Raw genomic sequence first — 20,021 nt, 5'->3', positions numbered from 1 at the left:
TCAACCCGGAGACACCCTATGTTCCTGCCCAACTCCCGTTACGCCAAGGTCGCCACGGTGCAAACCAGCGATGGCCCGGCGTTGAAGCTGCGCTACCTCACACCCCTGGCTGGCGAGCCGGTGATGGTTCAGGCCGGCGACCGCCTCGACCTGTTGGCCCAGGCTCTGAACGGCGATGCCACGCAGTTCTGGCATGTCGCCGATGCCAACTCCGCGCTGGACAGCCGCACCCTCACCGCCGAGCCCGGCGACAGCCTTGTAGTGCCCAGGAGCTGAGCATGGCCGAGCAGCAATTTCGCCTGTGGTTTGGCGCCACGCCGGCCACCGCCGAGCAACTGCGGCGCATCGAGCAGATCGAGGTAACCCAGGAAATGGACGCCTGCTGGGAAGCCCAGCTGCAGATGGTGCTGTGCCTGGACGCCAACGGCGCCTGGTTACATTGGCCGGGCGACAGCCAGCAGCCGTTTTCGCGGGTGCGGGTGGAGCTGGATATCGGCAATGGCCGCTTTGTGCCGCTGATCGACGGGCCGCTGGTGAGTATCGATGCCGCCCTGGATGCCTTGCCCGGGCGCAGCACCGCTACCCTGTTGGTGCGCGATGACAGCGCCTTTCTCAACCGCGATGAGGAAACCGAACCGGCCTTCGAACACCGCAGCGCCAGCGCCATTGCCAGCGAGCTGTTCGGCCGTTTCAGCCAGGTGGCCAGCACCCGCATCGAGGCCACCACAAGCAGCCCGGAAACCACCAGCCGGCGTGGCACGGTGCTGCAGTTTCTGCACCAGTTGGCGGCGGCCAATGACCGCCACGCCTATGTGCTGCCGGGTGACACCGCTGGCGCCAGCATCGGCTGTTTCTGCGCCGACCCCGAAGGCCCCGCCGCACTGCCGCCCCTGGTGCTGATCGGCGCCCAGCGCAACCTGGCCAACGCCAGCGTGATGCAAGACCCCGACGGCGGTGAGCGCACCCAGGCGCAAGTGCTGCGGGTCGACGACCAGGGTGTCACCCAGTTCGAAACCAGCGCCGCCGACCTCGGCCTGATGCGCAACCTGCCAGCACTGCCCGCCGACCTCACGCCACGGCGGCTGCTCAACCCCAGCGACAACAGCCGTGAAGACCCCAGCGCCGCCGCCACGGCCCAGGCCAGGCGGCGCGGTTATGTCTACAAGCTCAGCAGTGAGGTGGTCAGCGGCTGCTACCCGGCGGTGCTCACGCCCTATCAAAAGGTCCGCGTCGACGCCGGCGCCACGCCCTACAGCGGCGATTACCTGCTGACCAAGGTGGTGCACCGCATCACCCCCTCGGCCTACAGCCAGAGCTTCGAGGCCAAGTGCAATTCCACCAGCGAGGTTTCAGGCGCGGCGGTGGCCGAGGCCCTCGGTGGCGGCCTCAATCTGTCGGTATCAGTCAGCGTGGGGATCTTTTGATGGAGGCCAATCTGGAAGAGCTGGTGGCACAGTTGGTCGAGCGCGTTGGCGGGCGTTATTTCGGCAAGTACCGCGGCGTGGTCACCGATGTCAGCGACCCCAACAACCAGTGCCGGATTCGCGCCACCGTGCCAGCGGTGCTGGGCGAACACCCCTGTGGCTGGGCGCTGCCGGCGGCGCCGTTTGCCGGCGATGGCCATGGCGCGGTGCTGCTGCCGGAGATCGGTTCCGGGGTGTGGATCGAGTTCGAGGCCGGGCAGCTGGACAACCCGATCTGGGCCGGCGCCTGGTGGGCCAGCGGCCAACGCCCGCAACCCCAGGGCGAGCAGGTGCGGGTGATCGTCTCCAAGGCGGGCCACCAGGTGATTCTCGACGATGCCGCCAACGAGGTGAAAATCGTCCATGGCGACAGCCTGATCGCCAAGACCATCACCTTGAGCGCCAGCGACATCGTGATCAGCTGCGGCGCCTGCGAGATCCGTATCAGCAACGAGTCGATCTCGCTCAACAACGGCCTGATCAAGGTCGGCCTTGCGGGCGTCAGCCTGGTCAATGGCGCGATGACGTTCGGGGTGCCGCCGACATGATCCCGATCCTCACCGAAACCAGCACGGTGATCTGCCCCCATGGCGGCCAGGCGCTGCTGATTACCAGCAACGTCGAAGCCAAGGTGGATGGCGCGGCGATGCTGCTGATCACTGACCGCCACCCGATTGCCGGCTGCCCGTTTTTCACCACAGTGCCGATGCCCTGCCTGAGCATCCAGTGGGTCACCGCGGCGGCGCAAACCAACCTGCATGGCATTCCCGTGTTGCTGCAAACCAGCGTCGGCCTGTGCCTTAACGCCGCCATGGCGCCGCAAGGCACGGCGGTGGTGGTGCAGGTCCAACAAAAAGCCAAAGGCATCTGACATGACCCTCTCCAGCGGACGGCACCTGGCATTTCCCTTTCACATCGGCAGCGATGGCCGCAGCGCAGCGCCGGTGGATGACGCCGCCCAGGTGCGCGACGAGCTGTTGCAGCTGCTGTTGACCAGCCCCGGCGAGCGCCTGTTTCTGCCGGAGTTCGGTGGTGGCGTGCGCAAGCTGGTGTTCGAGCCCGCCTCGGAGGCGCTGCGCGGGGTGGTCAAGGCGCGCATCACCAATGGCCTGTCGCGCTGGTTGGGCACGCGGCTGACGGTGGAGCTGATCGACGTCACCTGGGATGACAGCGCCGCCACCCTGGAGGTGACGGTGAAATACCGCCCCGCCGGCAGCCCGGATTCGCGGGTCGTGAAGTTTCAACGCAGTTCCAAATAAGTCGCCCTCAGACGACCAACAAGGACTTGTTAAACCATGACTGCCATTACGTTCCCAGATCTGGTTGATGACCGTGCCGATGTGCTGCAGAGCCATGGCCTGGACGGACTGAAACTGGCCCTGGTCAGCCTCGGGCCAGGGGCCAACCCGGCCTATGCCGATATCGAGCTGAGCTTTTTCAACGGCCTGCACCTGGCGGCAATCGTCGCCGACCTGAGCGCCGACCCCAGCCGCGTGCACCAGGTGTTTCGCCTGCGCGGGGGTAGCCGTGTGTTAGCCGGCAATGCCCTGGGCCAGGTGCAGGTCACCGCAGTCAGCGCGCTGGACAGCCGCCGTCTGCGCCTGCGCATCGCGCCGGTGGGTGACTACTCCACCTACCGCCTGGAACTGGTGTGGAACGCCAACCTGATCGACCCGTTTTTCAGCAGCATCGGTTTCAAGTTTCGCCCCGGTTGTTTCACCAACGACTGCGCGCCCGTGCAGCGTCATCGCCCCGCCCAGCCCAACCCCGGCATCGACTACCTAGCCAAAGACTACGACTCCTTCCGCCATACCCTCATGGTGGCCATGGCCGAGCGCGTGCCGGGCTGGGCCAGCACCAGTGAGGCCGACCATGACCAGGTGCTGATCGACCTGTTTGCCGCCGCGGCCGATGAGCTCAGCGACTACCAGGACCGGGTGATGGCCGAGGCCTATCTGGGCAGCACACGCAAACGTCTGTCGCTGGCGCGCCACGCCCGTTTGATGGACTACCACCTGCACCAGGGCAACCAGGCCAGCACCTGGCTGGCGGTGGATGTGGTGGCCGGCCAGGCGCCGTTCAGCCTCACCGATCAGGAACTGGTGGTGCACACCGTTGACCAGGCGGTGAGCTTCGCCAGTCGCCAGCAACGTCTGCCCGCTGCGCAACGCCAACGCCTGGACCCGCTGCTCAACCGCCTGCGTCTGTACACCTGGCGCGACGCGCAACCGGCACTGGCAGCCGGCAGTACCAGCGCCGATCTGGTGCCCTTCGATGGCCTGGCCGACCAGGCTGAGGCCGATGCCCTGCGCGACCTGGTGCGCAACGGCTTATGGCGTGAGCTGCTGATTGCCGAACGCCTCAACCCGCTGACCGGCCAGGTCGCCGGCCGCCAGCGCGGCAAACGCCAGTTGTTACGTTTGCTTAGCGGCAGTGAGGCAGCCGAAACCCTGTTCGACCCTCTCCTCAGTGTGTGGCTGGTGCGGGTGCATTGGCGCCGCGACGACGCCCTGCGGGCTGACTACAGCTTCAGCAGCTTTTGCCCCGGGCCACCGCCACAAACCGTCAGTGATGTCTCGGTGTTCTACGGCAACCTGCTGCCAGTGTTTTCCGGGCAGCCGCTGCAGGTGCAATTCCATGAACCGGGCAGCCTCTTGCCGAGCGATACCAGCACCGTCAAACACCGCCACTTCCAGCGCCAGGACCGCCATCAGGACGGCCGCGACTGGGTGCTCGCCGAGCTGCCCGACGACGGGCCATTGGCCTACCTGCCCACTGCACAGGGCGCGGGTGAAGTACCGGCGCTATCGACCCTCTGGCTAGAGGTCGAAGCCGCCGGTGGCGCGCGGGAAACCTGGGACGAAGTGGAAAGCCTGGTGCACAGCGATGACTCGGCGGAAAACGGCGACCACTTTATGGTCGAGACCGATGAGCTGCAGCGTAGCCAGTTGCGCTTCGGCAATGGCCGCAACGGCCGCCTGTTGCCGCTGGGTGCCACCGTGTATGCGCGCTACCAGATCGGCGTTGGCCCGGCCGGCAATATCGGCGCCGACCAGTTGCTGCAAGCCGAACCGCTGCAAGGCGCGCTGAATGGCGCGGTCATCGCCACCACTAACCCCTTCGACGTCAGCGATGGCCGCGCGCCGGAGCCGGCCGAGCGCATTCGCCGTAATGCGCCAGAGGCGTTTCGCGCCCGCCAGTTGCGCGCGGTGACCCTGGCCGATTACGTCAAACGTGCCGAAGAGGTGCCCGGTGTATCCCGTGCCGTCGCCCGTTATGCCTGGACCGGTAGCTGGCGCACGGTGCGCATCACCCTCGACCCCAGCGGCTTTACCGCCGTCGGCGATGAACACTCACAAGCCTTGTGGGACGAACTGCTGCCCCGTGTTTCAGCGCACCTGGAAGCCGTGCGACTGATTGGCGAGGACCTGGAAATTCGCCCACCGCGCTATGTGCCGTTGGAGGTGCAGGTGGTGGTGTGCGCCGCTGCCGACTACTGGTGCGAAGACCTGCGTTTTGTCCTCGAACAAGAGTTCTCCGAGCACTGGACCAGCGATGGCCGCCCCGGCTTTTTCCATCCGGACCAATGGACCTTCGGCCAGGCCCTGCACCGCAGTCTGATCGAAGGCCGCTTGCTGGCGGTGCCGGGGGTGGCGCATGTGGTCAGCATCGGCATGAAGCGCTTTGCTTCCCCGCTGCCGCTGCTAGTGGGTGCCGAACAACTGGCGATGGCCAGCGACGAAGTATTGCTGTTGGCCAACGACCCCGACCACCTGGAGCGCGGCTTACTGCGCTTTACCGTGCAGGGAGGGCGTCGCTGATGGCCTGCAACCCGCTGATCACCGACCCGTTCGTATTCCCCCTGCGCGCCGATAACCGTCCGGGACTGCCGCGCATTGCCGTGCGCATCGGCCGTTATGGCGACTTTGTCGAAGCCATGACCCGTGGCATCGATGCCGCCCCCGAACTGGCGGCCTGGACCCACCGCGAAGCCGATGACCCCGGCATCGCGCTGCTGCAAGGCGCGGCAATTCTCGGCGACATCCTCAGTTTTTATCAGGAGCACTACGCCAATGAGGCCTACCTGCGCACCGCCAGTTGGCGCGAAAGCGTGGCGGAACTGGTGCGCCTCACAGGCTATCGCCTGGCCCCCGGCATCGGCGGGCGCGCGACCCTGGCGTTCGAGGTGCGCGGCGACCAGCCGGTAATCCTGCGCAGCGGTTTCCCGGTAAAGGCCGAGCTGGCCGGACAACCAACCCCGGCAGATTTTCAGACCGACAGTGAACTGCAAGCCTGGTCGCACCTCGGCCGTTTTCACCTGTACCGGCCACGCAGCTATGCCGCCACCTTGCCAGTCGGCAGCAGCCGCTTCGAGCTGCATACCGTGGATGGCTACAGCGACAGCCGCAGCCTCGCCGCCTTCACCCTCAAGCCCGGCGATCGCTTGTTGCTGCAAGCGCCGGAACCGGCCTGGACCAGCAACGGCACCAGCCTCAGCGCACAACAGGCACCGCAGATCATCAAGGTAAAAAGCGTCAGCCAGGTGCTCGGCCGGGTGCTGGTGGAAACCGACACGCCCCTGCAGCAGGCCTGGAACCAACCGGTGGCGGCGTACCGGGTCAATCGTTCATTCCGCCACTTTGGCCATAACACGCCGGCGAAGATTGTCAGCAGCAAAAAGAGCGGCAACGACATCATCGGCGCCACGGAAAGCAGCACCGGGTATTTCCGTCACCTGTATGCCGGCCACCCTTGCACCAACAGCAGCGCCAGCATCGATCTGATCCCGGAACTGTTGCCGCTGGACGCCGAGTTCAGCGACCTGCATGCAGGCATGCGGGTGGTGGTGCAGGCGCGGGTCAGCAGTGCCAACACCAGCACGCCGGTGGCGCTCAGTGTGGTGCGCCGGGTCACTAGCGTGCGCAGCGCCAGCCTGAGCTTTGGCAATCTGCATGGCGCCAGCACCTTTCTCAGCCTCGACCAGCCGCTGATTCGCCACGCCATGAGCACCCAGCCCGGCAGCGATGTGCGCGACATCGTTGTGCATGAAGTGAGCAGCCCGCCGCTGACATTGAAACCGGTCAACAACCCCGCCGATGGCAGCTTTAGCACCGGCAGCAATGCCCTTCACTTCTACGGCACCCAGGTGCAGGCACGGGCCTTGGCGGGACGACGCCTGTACCTGCAGGGCGATGACGGCCGCCAGGTGGAGCTGTATTGCACCAACGGCGTGGCCAGCTTCACTACCTCGTTGCCTGAGGTGCCGCGGCTGTGGTGGCTGACCTTCGACCGCCCGCCCAGCCCCTTTACCCGCGCCGACTTCGATGAGGTGGCGCCGCGGGTCACTGTGTTCGGCAACCTGGCCGACGCCTCCCAGGGCAAACGTGAAGCGCAGGTGGTGCTCGGCAATGGCGACCATCGCCAGGCCTGGCAAACCTTCCCTCTGGCCAAGGCGCCGCTGACCTATTTCCTCTCGCCCGCCGCCATTCCAGCACAACAACCGGCGTTGCAGATCTGGGTCGAGGGGCGCTTGTGGCAACGGGTAGACAGCTTCTTTGGCCATGGCCCTCAGGAGCCGATCTATATCGTCCGCGAAGACGCCCAGGGCAAGAGCTTCGTGCAATTTGGCGACGGCGAAACCGGCGCGCGGTTGCCCTCGGGCCTGAACAATGTGCTGGCCGATTACCGCAGCGGCTCGGGCGCCTTTGGTCCGTTGAAAGTCGGTGCCAGCCCCACCGCCAGCGAACGTCCGCCAGGCTTCGACAAGCTCGGCCTGGCCGGTATCGTCAGCGGTGGCGCGGCGCCGGAAGCGGCAGAAAAAGCCCGTCAGACCGCCCCCGGCAAGGTGCAAAGCCTGGGCCGCCTGGTGAGCATTCAGGACTACGAAAGCGAAACCCTCGGGGTGCCCGGGGTGGTCACTGCCAGTGCTGCCTGGGATCTGCACGCCGGGGTGCCGGCGGTGATTCTGCGGGTGTTGCTGGAAGGTGGTCGCGAGGCGGAATTCACCGCAGTGAAGGCCACCCTCAGCCATGCCCAGCGCTGCCGTGGGCCCGACCGTTTCCCGCTGATCGTCGAGCAGGCGCTGCTGCGTTACGTGTTCGTCGACCTCAGCTATGCGCGGGTGCCCAGCTACCAACAGGCCGAGGTCGAGGCCGGCATTCGTGCGGCGCTGGGCCTGGTCAGCGATAGCCAGCATGAGCGCAGCGGCCTGTTCGGCCTGCACAAGCGCCGCCTCGGTGAGCGCGAATATGCCAGCACCATCGAGGGGGTGGTGCAGAACGTCGGCGGGGTGCTCTGGTGCAAGGTCAGCGCATTCGGCCGCCTGAGCAACAGCGTGCAAGACCCACTCGACGCTCCCCTGCCCTATGCACCGCGCAGCTATGCCGCCAGCGTTGCCTGCAGTGGCCATGAGCTGCTGCAACTGGCCGCGCCGCACCTGAGCCTGACCGCGCTCGCCGAACCCGGCGCAGGAGAATGCCCATGACCCGCGTGCCGCTGTTCGACCGCCTACCGGAGATCTACCGCACCCGCGATGCCGAGATCGTGCCGGCCAATCAGCTGCGCGCCTACCTGGGCGCCATCGAGGCGCCGTTCAGCGCCCTGCATGCCGATATCGAGCGGCTCTACGACAACCTGTTTATCGACACCTGCGAAGACTGGGCAATCCCCTACCTGGCCGACCTGCTCGGCACGTCGCACCTGAGTGGCGACCCGCACACCCTGCGCGCCGATGTTGCAGACACCATCGCCCTGCGCCGGCGCAAAGGCACCCTCGGCGCCATCGAACGGCTGGCGTTCAACCTCACCGGCTGGAGTTGCCGCAGTGTCGAGTTGCGGGAAAATCTGAGCTGGACCCAGCACCTCAATCACCCACGCGCAGATGCCGGTGGTGCCCCGCCCTACGCCAACCCGAACCGCACACGCTTCGACATTCCCCGTGGCGGCACCGCGCCGATTCGCGACCCGGCCGCGCTGGCCTTGCTCGGCACGCCGTTCGACCGCTTTGCCTATAGCGCCGACTGCAAGATCGCCCAGGACGGCAACCGCCACATCAACCTGCCCAACCTGGCGATCTTTCTCTGGCGCCTGGCCACCTACCGCCTGCCGCGGGTGTTGCCGCTGTGCAAAGGCGTCAGCAACCTCGGCACCCTGCCCGCCGGCCTGGCGCGCCGCGCGCTGCGCTTTGACCTGCACCCGCTGGACATTCCCGTGCAGCTGTTCAACACCGGCAGGCCGGGCTTCCTGACCGGCGAAGCGCTGACCCAGGCCGACGCGGTGCCAGGGCCGATACTCGCCCCGCGCCTCACCAGTGGCAGCATCGAAGGCCACCCCGAGGCCTATGTGCAGGTCGACTATTACGACGCCGGCAGCGACCCGCTCAGTGGCTTCGATCTGGCCGACGGCGGGCTGCAGTTGTTTATGCCGCAAACCTTGCAAGCGCTGTTGCCGGCCGACTGGCAGTGGCGTTATCGCGGCGACAATCTGTGCGCCTGGGAAAGCGGTTTGCGCCGGCCGTTGTCACTCGGCGAGATCGTTATCGACCCGGCGCTGGGCCGGGTGCTGGTCGGCCTGCAAACCACGGCGCAGACCAACCAGTTGGTCACCGACAACAGCGGTGAGCTGCTGTCGCGGCTGTACAGCAGCTTCACCTACGCCGCCGTCGGCCCGGTGGGCGCGCACCCGACGTCGCGCAGCCTGCCCGTCGACCCGCCGAGCGCCGACATCCGCCGCGTCGGCGCGATTGCAGGGGGTATCAGCCTGCAAGCAGCGCTGGCTGATCTGGACAGTGCCAGCGACCCGGTGGTTATCGAAATCCACGACAGCCTGGTGCACCGCATCGACCTTGCCGCGCTGCCCGGCACCTCGGTGGATGGCGGCCGTTCCTTGCGCCTGGCGCAGTCACTGACGCTAAGGGCCATGGGTGAACACCGGCCGATCATTCTCCTTAGCCAGCCGCTGGCATTGCGCCCGGTAGACGCCGCAGCCGCGACCCCGGAATACCCGCAGGTGCGCCTGCAGGGCCTGTACCTGGCGCCTGCTGCCGGTTTCCCAGCCGGCGGCGCGCTGATCGCGCGCGCCGCCGTCGCTCGCCTGGAACTGCTCGGTTGCACCCTGGCGCCCGGCGGCCACGGCCTGCGCGATGGCAGCCGCGCGCCGCTGCAGGCGGCGCTGCATCTGGTGGACGGCTACGACTTTGCCAGCAGCGCCGATGTCGATGCCTTTGTGCCGACCCCGGACATCATCATTCAACGCTGCATCGTCGGCTCCCTGGCGGTGGACAGCCGCTACCGCCTGGACATTCAGGACAGCGTGGTGGACGCCGGCCTCGGTTTTTACGATGCCGCCATCGGCCCCCTGGCCATCGGCGCTGCGACTGACCCGGACAACGCCTGGGGCGCGCCGTTGGCCTTTGCCGGCCTCACCTGTTTTGGCGCCGTGCGGGTGGCCGCCGTGGGTGGCAGCGGCGGCATTTTCACCCAGCGTTTTCAGGTGCTCGACAACCAGCACGGCTGCATCAAATGGAGCGCCTTCGCCGCCACCGACAACCGCAAGCCGCCCAATCATTTCTGCGTGCAAGGCGCACGCATCGTGTTTACCGCCGAGCGCTTCAACGCGCCGGGGTATGCCCAACTGCAACACGAAACCGACCGCCGCGTCCGTGAACTGGGCCCGGACGACGACGCCATGGGTGCCTTCGGCTTTCTGCTGGAAGCACACAAGTGGACCAATTTGCACGTGCGGCTCCGGGAGTTCACGCCCGTTGGCGTGCGGCCGCTGGTGATACCCATCAGTTGACGGAGGGAACCATGCAAGGCGATTTTTCCAAGCTCAATTTCGAGCCCCATGAGCACGAGCGCGGGGTCAGCACGCCTGACCAGGGCCTGCTGCGCAACCTTGCGGGCGTGTTGCACCAACAGGGCCGGGTAACCACAGATGCCGACCTCAGCGAAAGCCAACTGCTGGAGCTGGCCTGGGCTGGTCAAGCCGGGCGCGACATTATCGGCGCCGGTGTATGCGCGGTGCCGGCCAGCGAACCGCAAGGTTTTCATGTGGAGGTGGCGCAGGAAGTAGATGGCGCCGTGCAGGTACAACTGCGACCTGGCCGCGCCTGGGTGGATGGCATTCTCACCCGCCTGGCCGGTGCTGCCGACGCGCCGCTGGACCTGGTGACGCGCCAGGCCACGTACCTGGGCGCGACCACGCCAAGCGATATCAACGACGACGTGCGCGATGCGGTAATCCTCGAAGTGTCGCAAGAGGCGCTGCACGGTTTTCAGTATCCCCAGCGCCTGCTCGAACCGGCGCTCGGCGGGCCGGATACGGCCGAGCGCGCCTTCGTCAATTTCCGCCTGCGCCTGCTGCGCCTGGCCAAGGGCGAAGACTGCACCAGCATTCTCGGCAAACTGCGCGACGACCCGGCCAGCAAGGGCCACCTGAGCGTCACCCTGACCCCGCAGGTGGCGATTGGCGGCGACTGCCCGGTGGTGGGCGGTGGCGGTTACAGCGGCTTCGAACATTGCCTGTACCGCATCGAAATCGCCGAGGGCACCACCCCGCGCTTCAAGTGGAGCCAATGGAACGGCGGCCTGGTGGGCCGTGGCCGCTTCGACGCGAGCAGCGACCCCGATCGCGTCTACCTCGACGCCGGGCGCGCGGCCATCGTCAATTCCGGGCTCACCGAGTTCTACCTCGAAGCGCTGCAATACAGCGAAGCCAGCGGCAGCTGGGAAGTGGTGTACGGCAGCCGTGCCACCCTCAACACCGACCATGACCTGGAACTGGCCGCCCCGGCCACGTTCGGCAGTGTTCCGAGCAGTGGCGAGTCGGTGTTTATCCGCCTGTGGAACGGCCTGGCCGATATCGCCAGCTTCCCCGCCAGCGCGGCGCCAGTTGAATTGCACGACGGTATCCACCTGGCCTTCGACGCCGCCAGCGCCGGCAACTATCGCCCCGGCGATTACTGGACCTTCAGCGTGCGCGCCGGCGCCATCAACAACCCGCAGACGTTGATCGACCATGCGCCGCCCAGCGGCATCGTCTACCACCGCGCGCCGCTGGCAGAAATCAACTGGACCGGCCGGCGCAACACCGAAATCAGCGGCACTATCGAAGACTGCCGCAAACGCTTCCGCCCGCTGGTCAACCAGAAGGTCTGTTGCACCTGGCTGGTGGGCAATGGCATCACCAGCTTTGGTGACTTCAACTCCCTGGAAGAAGCCGCCGAGCACTTGCCAGCGGGGGGCGGCGAGCTGTGTCTGCTACCCGGCTTGCACCGCGCCAACCTGGAATTGGAAGGGCGCAGCAATGTGAAGATTCATGGCTGCCGGTGGCGCACCCTGCTGTTGCCCCATACCGAAAAACGCGACGAGCCGGTGCTGGTGTTCAGCAACTGCGTGGGCATTGAAGTGTGCGAGCTGGACCTGGTGACCTACGACAGCATTGCCGTGCTGATCCGTGGCGAGCGGGAAGGCAGCTGCCGCGATATCAGCGTGCATGACTGCCGGATGATCGCCCGGGTAAACACCATTCGGGTTGAGCATGCCGCCGCCGTCACCCTGTCCAACAACCGCTTGCACCTGCTGGACACCGTCGACGGTCTGGCTACCATTTCCCTCGCCGCCGATGATGTGCAGGTGGAACGCAACACCCTGGTGCTGTTGCCCTTCAGCGAACCCAAAGGCGAGCAACCCGAGCAGCCCGACGACGACCCCACCCGCGACCCGGCCGACCCCTGTGCAAAACCCGAGGTGCTGTACCTGTATCCGCTGTGGGTGATGACCTACGCCTACACCGTGTGGGGCTTCTTGCTCGCCCAATTGACGCCGCGACAGCCCTACCGGGCCTTGGGCGGCATTCATGTACGCGCCGGCAGCGAGCGCGTGCGGATGCTGGAAAACCAGATTGTTGGCGGCGCCGGCAACGGCATTACCCTTGGCGGTGAACTGGATGGGCAACCGGTGCGCGACGTCGACCCGGATCAGCCGCCGGTGGCCACGGTGGCCGCCGCTGAAGGCAGCGACAGCGTGGTGGTCACCGGCAGTAAAAAATCGGCGGAGGCCAGCGTCACCGTCGACGACAACGGCCAATTTCTCGCCCTGGTGCAGGACGAAAAAGGCAAACCGGTATCGGACCTCGACCTGTACCTGCAAGCCAGCCAGGTTGCCAGCGACCGCACCGATGCCCAAGGCATGGCCAGCATCAAAACCGCATCCGGTCGTTACACCCTCGACGTGGCCCCGCCGTACCAAGTGGTGCAAGTGGCCGAGGCGCGCGACCAGGGCACCCTGGTAAATGTCATCACCGTTACCACCAGCACCCGCAAAGCCAGCCGAGGTTTTCTGCATGAAATCATCATCGAGGCCAACGACATCTCGCTGATGGGCTTGTCGGCCATTGGCTTTGCCCCACGGCGTGGCGCGACCCTGCTGGGAGAGACCCGGCAGATCCCCGCTAACGACCCGAAAGCCGCCGTGCTGGCCTATATCGACGCGCTATTGCTCAACCTGTCGTTGACCCCGCTACTGCGTGCCACTGACCAGGTGCGCGACCTGCTGATTCTCAACAACCGCCTGCACCACAACCTGCAAAACCCGTTCACCGAACAGTTGCTCAAAGAGGCGCAATTTATCGGTCGCGGCGGGATTTCCCTGGCCTTGGTGGAAGCCGCGCGCATCAGCGGCAACCATATCCACGACAACGGCCCGCGCGCCGCCGACCCGGTGTGCGGGGTGTTTGTCGGTTATGGCGACAATATCGAAATCAGCGACAACCGCCTGAGCGCCAACGGCGCCGACACCCTGGACTACGAAGACAAGCGTAATGCCGGCCTGCGCGGTGGCCTGTACCTGCGCTTTGCCGCCGCGCTGACCAGCCAGTTGTCTACCTCCAGCGGGCGCAACGCCGCCTTGCGCGTGCATGACAACCGCATCGAACAACCGGTGGGCCGCGCCCTCACTGCTTTTGCCTTTGGCCCGGTGTCGGTGGGTAACAACCACTTCAACAGCGAACTCAGCGGTTTGCAGGGCTTTGTCGATACCTTTGTCGGCGGCGTGCTGCTGGTCAACCTCGGCGGCATTCACCGTTTGCTGGCACGGGTACTGGGCAAGTACCTGGACACCCCGCCGCTGACCTCGGGTGCCGGTACCAGTTTTTATGGCGACGGTAAAAAACGTTATGTCGTCGCCGCCGAACAGGCATTGCCCGGCGGCGAAACCCTGTTCAACGACAACTACATTCGCCTGGGCCAGGACAACCGTTCGCTGACCTCGCAAGTGCTCGGCTCGCTGGACGACCTGGGTTACTCGGCTAATACGTCGTCGGTGTACCGCAGCGACCCGTTTTTCGCCAATGCCTTCCTGCTTGGCGACAGCGTGCGCGCCACCGCCTCGCGCTTGCGTGAAGACGTTAACCGCACCCTGTCGCTGCTGAGCATCGGCATCCGCATGAACATGACCGCGCTGAACCAGGCCGACCATTGCATCGTGACCCTGCCCGAAGTGGAAACCAGCCCGTTGCCAACCATCAACCAACTCAACCAGGTGCTGGATCGCGAGGTCTGCGAAAAGCTGTTTTCCTCGCCCGCTGCCATCGGCCAGTTTCTGATCAAGGTACTGCAAGCCAACGCCGCGCAACTTGGCGGCAGCCTGTCCCAGGACGCCTTCAGCGGCAATCAATTGGGCGAACTCACACAGAACTCGGCCGCCCAGGCCGTGGGCCAGATTCACGCCACCCAGGTGCAAACCACCCAGCTCTACCAGATGGAGGCCTACCGCCTGGAGGCCAAGCACGGCAGTGATTACCCGGTGGTGCAAGGCATGAAAGCCCAGGCCTATGCCAGCGCGCAGAGCAACCAGCTGCTCGCCACCAGCCAGGAAACCCTGACCATCCGCGAGGCGCGAAAAAGCAGCAGCGACGGCGCGCAGTTCAGCGGCCGCCTGCTCAACGACCGCCAACAAGGCGTGGGTGGCTACACCCTGGACCTGATTGCCAGCACCGGCCGCGTAGTGGAGAACGTCGGCGTCAGCGACAGCAACGGCACCTTCAGCGCCAGCTTCAGCAGCGAACAGACCGCCGCCCTGGAAAAACAGAGCCCACTGTTTGCCAGGGTCAGTGATGGCAACGGCAAACAGCTGCTCAAAGACAGCAACCCCCTGCAATTTCGCGCCGGGGCCGAGCTGCACATCACCCTGATCGTGCCGCTGAAAGTGGTGCCCAAATCGGTGATCAAAGATGGCACGGTGATCTTCGGCACGCGCACGGCGCCCACTCCACCCACCGAGCCACCTACCCCCACCACGCCCACTGAACCGACCACGCCGAACGTGCCGCCCAAAGAGCCGCCAACACCCACCGAGCCGCCACCGGAACCCACGGTGCGCACACCGCTGAGCAAACTGGGGCTGGATGACACCACCCTCAAACAACTGGCGCGGCTGAAGGTCATCGACATCGAAGGCATCCTCGAAACCGACCGCGAGCGCCTGGCCAAAGTACTCGGCGGCGAAGAGCAGGCCCAGGCCCTGCTGGAACGGGCCAAACGGGTGCTCGATGGCAGCAAACCGAGCGGCAAAACCACGCCCGCCGATGTGCGCATCGACAAGGTCGCGATCCCCACCAAAAAGGCCGTGGTAGTGGCCAAGACGGTGACCACGCGGATCACCAAAGCGAGCAAACCAACCGGCGCGGCGAGCAGTAAAAAACCGGCGAAAAAACCGCCGAGCAAACCCGGCAAAAAATCCTGATGCAGGTAAAGCTATCGCGGTTGAAGCCGCTCCTACCGGTTGTGCGGTCTCGTAGGAGCGGCTTCAGCCGCGACGCCCTTGAGGAGCACCACGCATGTCGAGCTTTTCCGTCGCCGATCAACTGCACCGCCACAACGCCAGCTCGCGGACCTTTGCACCCGTATTGCAGGCACCCGTACAGGCACCGGTGTTGCAGGCATCCCCGGCCGCAGGCAAAGCCAAACCACCCGGCGCCTGTGCCTGTGGCGGTGGCTGCCCGCGCTGCGCCGGTAAACAACCGCTGCAGGCTCACCTGAGTGTCAGCCAGCCTGGCGATCGTTATGAGCAGGAGGCCGACCGCGTCGCCGCCCAGGTGATGGCCAGCCCCAGCGCGCCGCAACTGAACGCGCCGGTACAGATCCAGCGCCTGGCCAACGGCGCTGCCGAGCAGCAGCAAACGGTGCCGCAGAGCGTCGAACAGACCCTGGCCAGCAGCGGTCGGCCGCTGGAACCGGCGGTGCGCGAGAACATGGAGCAGCGTTTTGGCCACAGCTTTGCCGACGTGCAACTGCACCTCAGCGGCCAGGCCCAGCAGTCGGCGCGCGATGTCGGTGCCGAGGCCTATACGGTGGGCCGTAACCTGGTGTTCGACAGCGGCAAATACGCCCCCGAGACCCGCGCCGGGCAGCACTTGCTGGCCCATGAACTGACCCACGTGGTGCAGCAAAGTGGCTCGGCGCAAGGCACTGGTGCGCAACGTATGTTGGCGCGTTACCGCAACCCCAAGAGCAAGAACTCGATCGCCTTCGAGGGCGCGGACGAAACCCTTACCGACTCGAAAAACCAACCCTGGGTCGAGCATATCGACGTGGCCTTCACCGGCGCGGCGGTCGATGCCGGCCATGTCGCCGACGCCAAGGCCGCCGGTGATCCGCTGGTACCGCGCATGCCAACCGGCACCCTGACCGCCACCTATAGCGCCAAATCCAGCAACAAGCCCAACCCGCTGAGCGTGCCCATCGTCGGTGGTTCGACCATGCGTGGCATCGGCCTGACCGACAAGGTCACCGACAACAAAGTCAGCCGCATGGAAGGCCTGGGCTACACCGACTCGGATAACGTCAGCAGCGGCAATCTCACCGATCCGGTCGCCACCAAAGGCTGGGGCTCGCGTTATTCGGCAAGCGGCGCCGGCACCATGAATTACGCGATTTTCTTCGCCGGCCCGCAGGCCATTCACGAAGGCGCGCTGAACACCGGCTCACACGCCTGCGTGCACGTCGAGGACCACGACAAGATGCGCACCCTCAACCACCACACCTGGCGCGGCAAAACCACGGTCACCGTCAGCTACACCGATGCCGTGCGCAAAGACCTGTGCTGCACCCGCAAAGCCAACGGCAACACCGGCTGGAAAAACAACCCGTGCAAAGGCATCAGTTGCCCGTAACCCAGCCCTGCACGAGGAGAACCGCCATGTTCACCCACGCCCAACAACTAAGCGCCAAACCCAGCCGCCGTCCCAGTGCGGCGCCCAGTTCTGCCAGCGCCGCGCCGCCCGGCCGGCGCCTGGCCCGTTCCTCCTGCGCCTGCGGTGGCGGCTGCCCGAGTTGCAGCAGCAAACGCCTGGCCCGTGAGGGCGATGCACCTGCCGAAGCCGAAGGCAAACAGGCCGCCCCCGTCGCCGGCCCGGAGCCGCCGGAGTTTCGCGATTGCAGCCTGCGCAACACGGGCATCGACGATGCCAACCAGCGCCTGGAAACCGCCCGCCAACGGGCCCGCGATTATGTCGGCGCCGCCCGTGGCGTACTCGGCGCCGCGCCGGCGGCTGGCAGTGTTTACGCCACTGCCCTGGCACGGCATTTCATTGCCCCCAGCGACGCCCAGCGCACCGCCATCGATGCCACCTACCAGCAGATTCTCGGCACCCTGACGGTGAGCAACTTCATCTGCAACAGCAACAACATCTGCGAGGGCGAGCAAGCGTTCTGGCTGCCGGCTGATGACCTGATCCACGTTTGCCGGCCGTTCTGGGAACTGTCGCCGACCTGCCGGGCGATCATTCTGGTGCATGAAGGCGCCCACGATGCCGGCATCAGCGTGGTCGGCGCCCACGCGCCGAACCGCGGCAGCGCCGGTTACCCCACTGGCAACACCGCAGCACCCGCCGGGCAAACCACTGGCGCACGGATGGACAACCCCGACGCCTACGCGTTTTTCGCCGCGCATATCTGGCGCAACGGCGACACTGGCCGCAGCTGTTTCTGAGGAGGTTTGCCATGCACCGCTCGGTTGCCCAACTGCCGTCATTCAGCCGCGCCGCCCCGACGTCCAGCGCCGCTGCCGCCAGCCGCACGGCCAACCCACCGGCGGCGTCAGCCTGCGCCTGTGGCGGTGGCTGCCCGCGCTGCACCGCTGTGCGCAGCGCCGACCCGCCCGCAGCTGGCGCGCCCGCTCCGCCATCAGCCGCACCGGCAGCCGCGGCTGATGGCGTGCCGAAGTTCCTCGAGGGCGCAATCAAGATCAACGATGGCGGCAGCAAGGCCAGGGCCGAGACCGGGGTGTTCGAGCACTTCAACAGCTTCAGTGTCGACAGCCCCTTCGACGTCAGCACCAGCGGGGTGAAGATCGAAGAGCCGCCCAAGGGCATGTTCCAGTACGGCCTGGTGCAGAACCTGTTTTTCCACCACCTGGAACAGCGCTACGCCCCCCACGGCGACATGCTGGTGGATTCGGTGGGGCCGTTCGTGGACGTGTGGTTCACCGAAACGCCGCCGTTCTTCCACGAGAGCACCGACAACCCGGTGCTCTCCAGCCCCGGGCTGTTCGGCAGCTCGACCACCGTGGTGGCCAAGTACAGCGACAAACCCGGGGTGTCGTTCAGCGCCAAGGAAACCGCCTGCAACGAGCGCGTGGCGCTGAAGTCGGCGCGCAATTCGCTGGAGTTTCGTGCCGGGCTGGTGGCCCGCGACATGAACAACCCGGCCACGCTGATTCACCTCGCCTCCACCAGCACCACCTACGGCTACTGGTGGAACCTGCAAGTGGACAAACCCGGCGAGGCGATGGACTACCACATCGACACCAGCCCGGCGATGTCCGGCACCTACACGCTATCGGCGAGCGCGCCGGCGGTGGTGCTGAGCGGCAAACGGGCGGTGGAAGACATCAACGAAAAACGCGACGCCGAGAAACTCGACATGGCCTCGCGCTGCGAATCGGTCCTCGACCCACCGCCCTTACCCCTGCCCTGACTGCCGCCGTGCCCTTTTCCCCTGAGTCCGAGGTGCTTCCATGTCCACCCTCTTCGACGACCTGATCAGCCGCTACAAAACCCTCAACATCGCCTTCCCTGTCCTGAAGCCGGTGACCCTGGCGCAATGGACCCTGGAATCCGGCCATGGCACCTCGGAGCTGGCCAGCAAGCACCTGAACTTTGCCGGCTTGAAATGGCGCTCGGAGATGGTCGGCTTCGCCACCCCAGTGGAGTACCAAGCCCACGACGGCCAGGACTTCTACTGCAAATTCGCCAGCCTGGAGGCCTTCATTCTCGGCTATTGGAAGTTCATCTCCCGCTCGCCGTACAAGGGCTGGGAAGAGCATGCCGGCGATGGCAAAGGTTTTATCCAATTCATCGGGCCGATCTACAACCCGTCCGGCGCCGCCTATGTAAAACAGGTGCTGGCTCTGGTCAGCGACGCTACAAAACGCCTGAGCGCCGCGACCACCGTGGAAGTGCCCGCCACCCCGGTGGTCGCCGGCGCGCCGGCCGTGATCGTCATCGACCCCGGCCACGGCGGCGTGGCGAAAACCGGCGGCAGCAGCCCGAACAACGCCCACTCGCCCTCCGGCGAACTGGAGAAAAACTGGACCCTGGACTTCGCCAAACGCACCCGCAACGCGGTACTGGCCAAAGCCCTGGCCAGCGGCAAAAACGTCAAAGTGCTGCTGACCCGCGAAACCGACATCAACATCGGCCTCAACGCCCGCGCCAACGTCGCCAAAAGCAACGGCGCCAAACTATTCCTGAGCATCCACTTCAACGGCTTCAACGGCCAGGCGCGAGGCATCGAAGCCTTGATCAGCAAGGTCAACAGCAACCCCGGCGCCGACCGCGCCTTCGCCCAGACCGTGCACGACAAGGTGCTCGCCGTGCTGAAAAAACTCGACCCCGCCACCGTCGCCCGCGGCGTAAAAGAGCAAGCCCTGGGCGTACTCAGCGACATCGAACTGGGCAACAGCATCGCCACCCAACCCTGCCGCGCCTGCCTGGTGGAACTGGAATTCATGGACGTCCCCGCCGTAGAAACCCTGCTCCGCCTGGAACCCCCACAAGCCACCGCCGCAAAAAAAACCGCACTGAACCGCCAAGCCATCGCAGATGCCTTGGCCGATGCGTTGCTAGCGCAAGTCTGACCCCGCCCCAATCGCCCACGCTTCGCTGTTGATCTCGCTGTTGATCTCGCTGTTGATCTCGCTGTTGATCTTGATCCACCCGCCCCGTTAGCGAAGGCCGAGTGCAGGCGCTGCGTAAGGGGTCGAGCGGCCGGGAGCCGCGAGAGGCGTGAAGGGCCATGGATGGCCCGTCACGCCGGCCCCTGAAGCAGCGCCGAAACGAGGGCACCCGCAGCGCAGCGTAGGGCCGAGGTTGGGGCAAGATTTTTTGGATTTTTTTTTATGGTTCGGCTCACCGACGACTGAAAAAAGAAACTCGCGCGTAAGGCGCGAAACAAAACGTTCCGCACACACGCGATCAAACCAATCCCCCCTATCAAAGCCCCCGCCTTATATACCCCGCAAACACAAATCCCCTCCCCTAAGAACGAAAAAACATAAC

13 protein-coding genes are annotated in these 20,021 nt (G+C 65.6%); all 13 read left to right on the top strand.

From position 1 onward, the window contains the following. Positions 1-18 precede the first annotated feature (18 nt). The 13 genes from C8K61_RS18560 to C8K61_RS18500 all read left to right on the top strand — a co-directional run bounded on the left by C8K61_RS18560 (position 19) and on the right by C8K61_RS18500 (position 19,600). Positions 19-276, top strand: coding sequence for a hypothetical protein (locus C8K61_RS18560; RefSeq protein WP_108097761.1), 258 nt, complete (start codon positions 19-21; stop codon positions 274-276). Between the two features lie 2 nt (positions 277-278). After that, entirely contained in the window at positions 279-1,424 is a 1,146-nt protein-coding gene (locus tag C8K61_RS18555) for a hypothetical protein (RefSeq protein WP_108097760.1), read from the top strand. Further along, on the top strand, positions 1,424-2,011 hold the full coding sequence (locus C8K61_RS18550) for a phage baseplate assembly protein V (RefSeq protein WP_108097759.1): 588 nt from the start codon (positions 1,424-1,426) through the stop codon (positions 2,009-2,011). Before C8K61_RS18555 ends, C8K61_RS18550 begins: the two co-directional genes overlap by 1 nt. Continuing rightward, entirely contained in the window at positions 2,008-2,334 is a 327-nt protein-coding gene (locus C8K61_RS18545; protein ID WP_108097758.1) for a hypothetical protein, read from the top strand. Before C8K61_RS18550 ends, C8K61_RS18545 begins: the two co-directional genes overlap by 4 nt. Before the next feature lies 1 nt (position 2,335). Then, positions 2,336-2,722, top strand: coding sequence for a GPW/gp25 family protein (locus C8K61_RS18540; protein WP_108097757.1), 387 nt, complete (start codon positions 2,336-2,338; stop codon positions 2,720-2,722). 36 nt (positions 2,723-2,758) lie between these two features. Further along, the gene (locus C8K61_RS18535) at positions 2,759-5,284 is read left to right on the top strand and encodes a baseplate J/gp47 family protein (protein ID WP_108097756.1); all 2,526 of its coding nucleotides are present in this window, start codon (positions 2,759-2,761) and stop codon (positions 5,282-5,284) included. After that, a complete protein-coding gene (locus C8K61_RS18530; protein WP_108097755.1) occupies positions 5,284-7,947 on the top strand; it encodes a hypothetical protein in 2,664 nt (887 codons plus the stop codon). Before C8K61_RS18535 ends, C8K61_RS18530 begins: the two co-directional genes overlap by 1 nt. Further along, positions 7,944-10,259 (top strand): phage tail protein, encoded by a 2,316-nt coding sequence (locus tag C8K61_RS18525; RefSeq protein ID WP_218277826.1) that lies wholly within the window; start codon positions 7,944-7,946, stop codon positions 10,257-10,259. The genes C8K61_RS18530 and C8K61_RS18525 overlap by 4 nt, the downstream gene beginning before the upstream one ends. Before the next feature lie 11 nt (positions 10,260-10,270). Further along, complete coding sequence (locus C8K61_RS18520) at positions 10,271-15,205, top strand: right-handed parallel beta-helix repeat-containing protein (protein WP_108097753.1); 4,935 nt, start codon at positions 10,271-10,273, stop codon at positions 15,203-15,205. Between the two features lie 94 nt (positions 15,206-15,299). Next, the gene (locus C8K61_RS26890) at positions 15,300-16,634 is read left to right on the top strand and encodes a DUF4157 domain-containing protein (protein ID WP_218277825.1); all 1,335 of its coding nucleotides are present in this window, start codon (positions 15,300-15,302) and stop codon (positions 16,632-16,634) included. Positions 16,635-16,660: 26 nt separating this feature from the next. Continuing rightward, positions 16,661-17,452, top strand: coding sequence for a M35 family metallo-endopeptidase (locus C8K61_RS18510; protein ID WP_108097752.1), 792 nt, complete (start codon positions 16,661-16,663; stop codon positions 17,450-17,452). Between the two features lie 11 nt (positions 17,453-17,463). Next, positions 17,464-18,438: a hypothetical protein gene (locus C8K61_RS18505; RefSeq protein WP_108097751.1), complete on the top strand. Its 975-nt coding sequence runs from the start codon at positions 17,464-17,466 to the stop codon at positions 18,436-18,438. A 40-nt stretch (positions 18,439-18,478) separates the two neighbouring features. Next, positions 18,479-19,600: an N-acetylmuramoyl-L-alanine amidase gene (locus tag C8K61_RS18500; protein WP_108097750.1), complete on the top strand. Its 1,122-nt coding sequence runs from the start codon at positions 18,479-18,481 to the stop codon at positions 19,598-19,600. Positions 19,601-20,021 lie beyond the last annotated feature (421 nt).

This window comes from Pseudomonas sp. GV071, assembly GCF_003050835.1.
In the GTDB taxonomy this organism is placed as follows: domain Bacteria; phylum Pseudomonadota; class Gammaproteobacteria; order Pseudomonadales; family Pseudomonadaceae; genus Aquipseudomonas.
Note: the sequence above shows the minus strand (reverse complement) of the source record. Positions and strands in the feature narration are given on the sequence as shown.

Excerpts from the sequence above, each read along its gene's own strand:
- C8K61_RS18550 (WP_108097759.1), top strand. The coding sequence starts at position 1,424 with ATGGAGGCCAATCTGGAAGAGCTGGTGGCACAGTTGGTCGAGCGCGTT.
- C8K61_RS18520 (WP_108097753.1), top strand. The coding sequence starts at position 10,271 with ATGCAAGGCGATTTTTCCAAGCTCAATTTCGAGCCCCATGAGCACGAG.
- C8K61_RS26890 (WP_218277825.1), top strand. The coding sequence starts at position 15,300 with ATGTCGAGCTTTTCCGTCGCCGATCAACTGCACCGCCACAACGCCAGC.
- C8K61_RS18510 (WP_108097752.1), top strand. The coding sequence starts at position 16,661 with ATGTTCACCCACGCCCAACAACTAAGCGCCAAACCCAGCCGCCGTCCC.
- C8K61_RS18525 (WP_218277826.1), top strand. The coding sequence starts at position 7,944 with ATGACCCGCGTGCCGCTGTTCGACCGCCTACCGGAGATCTACCGCACC.
- C8K61_RS18530 (WP_108097755.1), top strand. The coding sequence starts at position 5,284 with ATGGCCTGCAACCCGCTGATCACCGACCCGTTCGTATTCCCCCTGCGC.
- C8K61_RS18560 (WP_108097761.1), top strand. The coding sequence starts at position 19 with ATGTTCCTGCCCAACTCCCGTTACGCCAAGGTCGCCACGGTGCAAACC.
- C8K61_RS18500 (WP_108097750.1), top strand. The coding sequence starts at position 18,479 with ATGTCCACCCTCTTCGACGACCTGATCAGCCGCTACAAAACCCTCAAC.
- C8K61_RS18505 (WP_108097751.1), top strand. The coding sequence starts at position 17,464 with ATGCACCGCTCGGTTGCCCAACTGCCGTCATTCAGCCGCGCCGCCCCG.
- C8K61_RS18555 (WP_108097760.1), top strand. The coding sequence starts at position 279 with ATGGCCGAGCAGCAATTTCGCCTGTGGTTTGGCGCCACGCCGGCCACC.
- C8K61_RS18540 (WP_108097757.1), top strand. The coding sequence starts at position 2,336 with ATGACCCTCTCCAGCGGACGGCACCTGGCATTTCCCTTTCACATCGGC.
- C8K61_RS18535 (WP_108097756.1), top strand. The coding sequence starts at position 2,759 with ATGACTGCCATTACGTTCCCAGATCTGGTTGATGACCGTGCCGATGTG.
- C8K61_RS18545 (WP_108097758.1), top strand. The coding sequence starts at position 2,008 with ATGATCCCGATCCTCACCGAAACCAGCACGGTGATCTGCCCCCATGGC.